6 protein-coding genes and 1 pseudogene are annotated in these 7,592 nt (G+C 50.5%); 6 read left to right on the forward strand and 1 reads right to left on the reverse strand.

Going from position 1 to position 7,592, the window contains the following annotated elements:
- Both H8Q75_RS09640 and H8Q75_RS09645 read left to right on the forward strand, forming a co-directional pair.
- Window positions 1-362: pseudogene (locus tag H8Q75_RS09640) on the forward strand (tryptophan--tRNA ligase); the annotation flags it as partial.
- On the forward strand, window positions 359-1,600 hold the full coding sequence (locus tag H8Q75_RS09645) for a zinc ribbon domain-containing protein (RefSeq protein WP_297041341.1): 1,242 nt from the start codon (window positions 359-361) through the stop codon (window positions 1,598-1,600). The pseudogene H8Q75_RS09640 and the gene H8Q75_RS09645, both read left to right, overlap by 4 nt.
- A 384-nt stretch (window positions 1,601-1,984) precedes the next feature.
- On the opposite strand, the gene H8Q75_RS09650 is transcribed toward H8Q75_RS09645, so the two are convergent.
- Window positions 1,985-2,221, reverse strand: a complete 237-nt coding sequence (locus tag H8Q75_RS09650; protein WP_297041342.1) for a hypothetical protein — start codon at window positions 2,219-2,221, stop codon at window positions 1,985-1,987.
- A 426-nt stretch (window positions 2,222-2,647) separates the two neighbouring features.
- Here H8Q75_RS09650 and H8Q75_RS09655 point away from each other — a divergent pair, with 426 nt between their 5' ends.
- The 4 genes from H8Q75_RS09655 to H8Q75_RS09670 all read left to right on the forward strand — a co-directional run.
- Entirely contained in the window at window positions 2,648-4,882 is a 2,235-nt protein-coding gene (locus H8Q75_RS09655; RefSeq protein WP_162147174.1) for an EAL domain-containing protein, read from the forward strand.
- A gap of 316 nt (window positions 4,883-5,198) precedes the next feature.
- Complete coding sequence (locus H8Q75_RS09660) at window positions 5,199-6,533, forward strand: CmpA/NrtA family ABC transporter substrate-binding protein (RefSeq protein ID WP_024125027.1); 1,335 nt, start codon at window positions 5,199-5,201, stop codon at window positions 6,531-6,533.
- A 30-nt stretch (window positions 6,534-6,563) separates the two neighbouring features.
- Window positions 6,564-7,400 carry a nitrate ABC transporter permease gene (gene ntrB, locus H8Q75_RS09665; protein WP_024125028.1) on the forward strand — a complete coding sequence of 279 codons (837 nt, stop codon included), beginning with the start codon at window positions 6,564-6,566 and terminating at the stop codon, window positions 7,398-7,400.
- A 9-nt stretch (window positions 7,401-7,409) separates the two neighbouring features.
- Window positions 7,410-7,592 (forward strand): ATP-binding cassette domain-containing protein (locus H8Q75_RS09670; protein ID WP_297041345.1); only part of this gene is annotated, 183 nt, incomplete at its 3' end.

A 7,592-nucleotide genomic window follows, 5' to 3' on the forward strand; every position in this document is an offset into this window, starting at 1 on the left:
CCCCTGAAGAGATTCGCAAAAAGATCAAGCGCTGCAAAACGGATCCGATTCGTGGCTTGGCATTTGACGATCCCGATCGCCCCGAAGCCAATAACCTGCTGAGCCTCTATCAAGTGCTTACGGGAAAAACTAAAGAGGCAGTGGCGGCAGAGTGTGCCGATATGGGCTGGGGACAGTTTAAGCCCCTGCTCACGGACGCGGTGATTGCTACCCTTGAACCAATTCAGCAGCGCTACAACGAGATTATGGCAGATCCAAGCTACCTGAAGGATTTGCTGAAAAAAGGCCAAGAGCAGGCAGCGAGTGTGGCAAATGCCACTTTAGAGCGGGTGAAACTTGCCTTTGGGTTTACGCTCCCATGAGAATAGGCCGAAAGCTCAGACAGGCGTGGGGGGCATTTTGGCGGCGATCGCGCCTTGTCAATGGCGAGCCCCTCAATTGGGTCAGTCTCACTGTCATTATATTGGTGGATATTTTTATCCTCATTAATGTCTTTAGTGGCCTCAGCGAAATTAGCCATTGGCCCTTGAGTCCCAGTCAAGCTCAGCCCTGCTATGAGCCGTGGCAAAGCTATCGTCAGGATAGAGGGAGCGATCGCGCGATTCGTTTTCTCAAGCAGCAGATTATCTTGGAGCCATTGCCCCAGGGCCACCTAGAGCAGCTAGAAGAGAGTGCCAAAGGGAAACTGGGAACCCTCTCATCCATTTGCTTGACCTACGCAAAATATCAGGACGCTGTCAACCATCCCCCAAATCAGGCGCGACTCAGACAACAACAGAAAAAACAGGCGCAAATCCAAACCCTCGAGGCCAGCAATGCCCGCATTCGCCAAGAGTATGGCTCAACCCTATTGGAGCAGCTTGCCGGACAACCTCCGGAGCAATCCATCAACTTGGTAGAAGCTGCCAAGGCCAAAGTCACTCTTGAAGCCAACAATCGCCAGATCGCCGCTCTCAAAAATGAGATTGCTGCCCTTGAACAGGCAATTCTCCAGGAACCCAGTAGCCAAGCATTCCTGAACTTTTTAGAAGACACCACCCAATTTGCCCAGCTTGAGAGCGAATACCGGCGCTCTCAATTTTGGTATCCCAGCCTGCAATTGCTCCTGCAGGTTCTTTTTTTATTGCCACTGATTAGCATTGCCCTCTGGGTGTATCGCTTTGGCGATCGCCACCACTATGGCCTGCTTGCCCTCATGAGTTGGCACCTGTTGGTGATCTTCTCAATTCCCTTGGTGCTGAAGATCTTTGAACTGTTGCAGGTGGGAGCACTCTTTGAATGGCTGTCCAGTTGGATTCTTGCCCTCTTTGGCGGCCTGCTCTTTTTGGTCAGCTATCTTTATATTCTGCTGATTCCAGCAGTGGGGTTTGGCGTCATCAAAGTGGCACAAGCTGTTTTCCTCAATCCACAGCGACAGGCGGCAGGGCGCATTCAAAAACAACGCTGTGTGCGCTGTGGTAAACGATTGCGGGATTTGGACCAACACTGTCCCCACTGTGGTTATTTGCAGTGGATGCCCTGTCCCAGTTGTGGGCGGCCCACCTACCGCCACTTGCCCTATTGCCGCCACTGTGGTGCCTTGATCCCCCCCAACAGTTAGTCCTTCCTAGAACGGTGGAGCCCGTCGGCACACTCCCGCTGTAACCCCTGCAGTGCCATATTGGGTAAGCGCTCAGCAGCAAAGGCCTCGGCTTCAATGGGAATCTCTTCAGGGTCATAGCCACTCTTGCGGTAAAATCTGCCACGATACCGGGGCTGACGTGGATGCCCACGGGCACTGGGGAATCCAAATCCCCTTTAGGCCTACACAACATGCCAACCCTCGTGACGCAGGGTTTCCAGAAAAATCCGCCAATGGGCGAGGGTGCGGGGATGCACGATCAAGGGATTTCAACTAAAACCATAGGAACCGTAGTTATCATCTTGGCGCTGACGGATATAGAACGGATATCGAGGGTGGTACCCCTATGCAAAATCCTGCGAATCAACTGATAGACTTCCACCTCAGGACTGTTTTGCAGCCAAAGACGGGCGGGGTTGTGGCACGGACAATAAATGAATAAATCAGATCAAACAGACGCTGCATATCCTCATCAGAACCATCAATGGGGATCAAGTTCCGCTGCGCCAGGGTTACAGATGGCGAAATCAAAAGGGCGATCGCCAGGGTCAATGTAGATACAGAAACCCAAAACCAGCCTCGAATTTGTTTTTTTAACACAACGATCAGCCCCCTACCCTGGGGGAATGCTGCTTCTAACCGAGCAATTTTGATAGGAGTCTAAACATGTTCTCTATCGCGATTCCCCAGCGATCCCCACCCTTTTCAGAAAGATGAGATCACAGTCAGAAAAACCGCAAAGCCGCTTCTTGAGAGCATAAAGCACCATTGGTGCCCCAGTGGTTTAGAAAAGGTGTGTATAATGAACTTAGGAAAAAGCAATCAATAACACCATTTGATAAACTTTTGTAAATTTTTATTTTGAATGTCTTGGGCGATGCTTTACCAATGATTGAGAAACTCCTTGTTTTGTCCGCTGTTGATGACTGCCCTTCAGAATCACTATCGCCTCTTGAAGTCGTCACAGAAGAGTCTGCGCAAAAATATCCTCAAAAAAAATGCTTACCGCCACCTACCAACCTATTAGTGATCGAAAACATCCCCCAATCGGGTGAAATTTTATATCCACATCTTGCAGAGATTGATTACATTCGCTATCAAGTTCACACCTGTCTGTATTCTCATTTAACCCCCGGTGTGGTTGCTCAGGCCAAACCCAATCTCCTTATCCTTATTACTCAAGGGGATCACGTTCTTAAAGCAGTGCAAACACTCCAGCAACGCTATCCACACTTGCCCCTAGTTGTGATTGATCCTAGCGATCGCCCTGATCTGGCTACCCAAGTACTGCACAGTGGCGCTCAGGATTATTTAACTATTCAGGAACTCAGTCCTCACTTGCTGGCGCGCAGTATCCGCCATGCCATTGAGCGCCATCAGGTGGAACACCAACTGCTGCGCCAAGCCCAATACGATCGCCTGCTGGTGCAGATTACTCAGCACATTCACCAAACCCTTGAACTTCCGACGATTCTGGAAACTGCTGTCAAGGATGTGCGAGAACTCCTAGGGTGCGATCGCGTGCTCATTTATCGCTTCCTCGACGATTGGCGCGGCATTATGGATGTTGAAGCCGTCGTTCCCCCTTGGTTGTCGGCCCTTGGAGATGTAGTGGGGGACTACTGCTTTACGGAACGGTATGTGGAAGCCTACAAGCGGGGTCGCATCCATGTAGTGAATAATCTAGACATCGCCCCGGTCACGCCCTGCTATCGCGATTTGCTAGCGCACTATCAGGTCAAAGCGAATCTGGTGGTACCCGTCATAGTGGAAGGGCGGCTCTGGGGGTTGCTTATCTGTCATCAATGCGCCCATCCCCGCGACTGGCAAGACAGTGAAATTGAACTGATCAAGCAAATTTCAATCCAGTTGGCGATCGCCATCCTGCAAGCGGAACTCTATCAAAAAGCTCAAAGGGAAATTCAAGAGCGCAAAGCAGTCGAAGCCCAACTCCTTTACCAAGCCCGCCATGACCGGCTCACCCATTTACCCAATCGCTGGTTCTTTGAGGAGCAGTTGCGCCTCACCCTCAACCATGCTGCAGAGTACCCCGACTTCCACTACGCCGTTCTCTGTTTGGATTTGGATCGCTTCAAGACCCTCAATGATAGTCTGGGGCACTCCATTGGGGATTTGTTTTTGCAAGCATTTGCCAGGCGACTAACTCGCCATGTCAGTCCTCAAGATGTTGTAGCCCGCCTAGGCGGCGATGAATTTGCCGTGTTGCTCAACGACATTCAGGGCATAGAACAGGCTCAAACCATTGCCGAAAGGCTGCGGGAGCGTCTCAGTCAGCCCTTTCAAATAGATCACTACACCCTCTACAGTACTGTCAGTATGGGCCTAGTGATGGGAGATGCCCACTACAGAAGTAGTGAGGAACTGCTGCGGAATGCCGACATGGCCATGTACCACGCCAAAGCCAAAGGGCACAATCGCATTGATGTCTTTCACCCCGTGATGCTGCAACAGCTGCGTGATCGGCTGCATTTAGAAGTGGAACTACGCCAAGCTATTGAGCGCGGGAACTTTGTTCTCCACTATCAGCCCATTGTTCATCTGGGCAGCCAATCCCTTAGAGGCTTTGAGGCACTCCTGCGGTGGCAAAAGGGAGATACCCTCATTTCCCCCACGGTGTTTATTCCTGTTGCTGAAGAAACTGGTCTCATTTTTGAACTCTCCCGCTGGGTGCTGCACAGCGCCTGTGAACAGTTGCAGCAGTGGCAACAGCGTTATCCTAAGCTTCAGTCTGTGGGCTTTACGATGAATATTAATCTGTCAGCCAATCATTTTTCTTTGCCTAACCTTGTGGCTGAGATTGAACAAACCCTTGAGCACCACCATTTAGCGGGTCAATTTCTGAAGATTGAAATTACTGAGAGTGCATTAATGCAGCACTTGGACTCTGCCTGCAAAATTCTCGCTGGACTCAAAGCCATGGGTGTACGTATTAACATTGATGACTTTGGTACTGGGTATTCCTCCCTGAGCTATTTGCGCAATCTTCCCCTCGATGGCATTAAAATTGATCGCTCTTTTATTTCCCAAATGGATCGCAGCCAAGCAGACTTTGAATTGGTACGCACGATTTTGGCCTTGGCTCGCAATCTCCACCTCGATTGTATTGCCGAAGGCATTGAAAATACCACCCAACTGCAACGGTTGCGATCGCTGCGCTGTCCCCTTGGCCAAGGCTATCTTTTTGCCCCGCCGCTGACTACGGAAAAGGCTGAGGTGTACCTTCAAGAGCACATCCTCTAAAGTGCTGCCAATCAAGCCCAAGGCTAAAAGTTGACAACAAATTACCTTGCCATTATTCCCGACCCCCCTTAATCAAGTGGGCAAATTACGCCCATAGAGGGACTTAATTATATTAGCTCAGGTTATAAGTTTAATAAAAAATATTCCTTCAGTTTATAGTATAGACCTATATCTTTTTGACGGGGTGTGATGATAGATTGATTGCAATCCAAATTTCGGTCTTTCGTCACCGTTAATTGGAAAACCTATCCCAACCTGTCGGTTTGGGAATCGCTTTTTTTGTCAACTATTTACTGTTCTCGATATAGGTCACACTATGTCTCAATTGTCGCGTCGTCACTTTTTAATGACTGCTACCGCTACCGCCGTGGGGGCGATCGCCCTCAAAGGATGCGCCCCAGCCCAAAATCCCCAAACACAGCAACAGGGAGGTGGAACTGCGGCAGAGGTGGAAACAGACACGATTAAACTAGGCTTTATTCCCATTGTTGAGTCTGCCCCCCTAATTATTGCTAAAGAAAAGGGCTTTTTTGCCAAGCATGGCCTCGCCAACGCTCAACTGGCCAAGCAAGCCAACTGGGCCAGTGCCCGTGACAACGTCGTCATTGGCTCCGCCGGTGGTGGCATTGATGGTGGCCAGTGGCAAATGCCCATGCCACACCTCATCAGCGAGGGCATCATTACCCTCAACAATCAGAAGGTACCTATGTACCTGCTGGCCCAACTGAATACCCAAGGCAACGGCATTGCCATTTCCGGAGCCAATCGAGGAAAAGGCATTCACCTAAAAATTGCTGACCCGAACTATATCAAGGATTTTGCCGCTAAAAACGGACGTAAATTCAAAGCCGCCTATACCTTTCCCCAAGTCAACCAAGACCTTTGGATCCGCTATTGGTTTGCCGCCAACGGCATTGACCCAGATCGCGACATTGACCTGTTAGCCGTTCCCCCCGCCGAAACCGTTGCCGGAATGCGCAACGGCACCATGGACGCCTTCAGTACCGGTGATCCTTGGCCCTTCCGCATTGTCAGCGATGATATTGGCTTCATGGCCGCTCTGACAGCCCAGATGTGGCCCTACCACCCCGAAGAGTACCTAGCCGTGCGAGCTGACTGGGTCGATAAACACCCCAAAGCCACCAAAGCCCTCCTGAAAGCGGTAATGGAAGCTCAGCAGTGGTGCGATGACAAGGCCAATCGTCCCGAATTGATTCAGATTTGCAGCCGCCGTGAATACTTCAACGTTCCCGGCAATATCCTTACACCGCCCTATGAGGGCACCTACACCATGGGGGATGGTCAACCCAATTTCAACGACTTTAACATCGGACCCCTCTACTGGCGGGATCCCAATGGCAATAGCATCTCCTACCCCTACAAGAGCCATGACCTCTGGTTCCTGACCGAAAATCTGCGCTGGGGCTTCAACGCTGATAAACTCAAGGATTTCGACAACATCAAGCAAATAATTGGTCGCGTCAACCGCAGCGATCTCTGGCAAGAGGCCGCCAAAGAGTTAGGAGTGCCGGCGGCTGAAATTCCCACCACCGAATCGCGGGGTGTTGAAACCTTCTTTGATGGCATCAAGTTTGATCCCGATAACCCCCAAGCCTATCTAGACAGCCTCAAAATCAAGGTCAAGTCCTAGTGTTTTATTGCTACTCAATCGGAGACTTCCATGGCTATTGCATCTGTGCGCCGTAATGGCAATGCCAATCCCCTCATCAAGTTTCTGCGCCGACAGGGGGCGAATTTTTACCTACCAATTATGGGTGTGATTGGGTTCCTGGTGGTTTGGCAGATTCTCTCTTCAACTAAAATTCTCTCGCTCCCTGGCCCAATTCAAGTTCTGGCTGATGAGCGCAGTCGCTATCTCATTTTTCATCCCTTTTACTACAAGAGCCCACTGGATCAGGGGTTGGCACGGCAGACCCTCATTAGTTTGACCCGAGTTGGTCAGGGCTACGGATTGGCGGCCGTAGTGGGCATTGCTGTTGGAATTTTGGTGGGTACCAGTACAGTGTTGAATAAGGCCCTTGACCCCATCTTCCAGTTTCTGCGCATGGTGGCGCCCTTGGCGTGGGTGCCAATTTCCTTAGCAGCATTGCGGCAAAATGAGCCGGCGGCCATCTTTGTTATCTTTATTACTGCAATTTGGCCGATTCTCATTAACACAGCGGTTGGCGTCCGGGAAATTCCCCAGGACTACAAAAATGTGTCGCGGGTACTGCGACTTTCCAAGAAAACCTTCTTTTTGAAAATTCTTCTGCCCTCAGCGCTGCCCTATATTTTTACTGGCCTGCGGATTGCCATTGGCTTGGCCTGGCTGGCCATTATTGCGGCGGAAATTGTGATGTCAGGCGTGGCGGGCATTGGCTTCTTTATCTGGGATGCCTATCAGCAAAACTATGTCAGCGAAATTATTGTGGCGGTGATCTATATCGGCGCAGTGGGTTTGATATTGGACCGCTTCGTGGGCTTTCTGCAAACCAAAATTGCGCCGGCCAATCGTTAGGAGGGAATTATGGGCGTCTTTGTGGCAGTGGATCAGGTGGAAAAGGTTTTTGATCTGGCCAATGGGGGGCAGTATCTCGCCCTGAAGGGGATTAACTTGCAGATTCAAAAGGGAGAATTTATCTCCCTCATTGGTCACTCCGGCTGTGGTAAATCAACCCTGCTGAATATGATTGCCGGTTTAGATTTGCCC

This window comes from Thermosynechococcus sp. OHK43 (genome assembly GCF_014466085.1).
Lineage (GTDB): Bacteria > Cyanobacteriota > Cyanobacteriia > Thermosynechococcales > Thermosynechococcaceae > Thermosynechococcus.

What these genes read in the sequence shown, in the direction of transcription:
- H8Q75_RS09645 (WP_297041341.1), top strand. Translation starts at nt 359, where the DNA reads ATGAGAATAGGCCGAAAGCTCAGACAGGCGTGGGGGGCATTTTGGCGG.
- ntrB (WP_024125028.1), top strand. Translation starts at nt 6,564, where the DNA reads ATGGCTATTGCATCTGTGCGCCGTAATGGCAATGCCAATCCCCTCATC.
- H8Q75_RS09660 (WP_024125027.1), top strand. Translation starts at nt 5,199, where the DNA reads ATGTCTCAATTGTCGCGTCGTCACTTTTTAATGACTGCTACCGCTACC.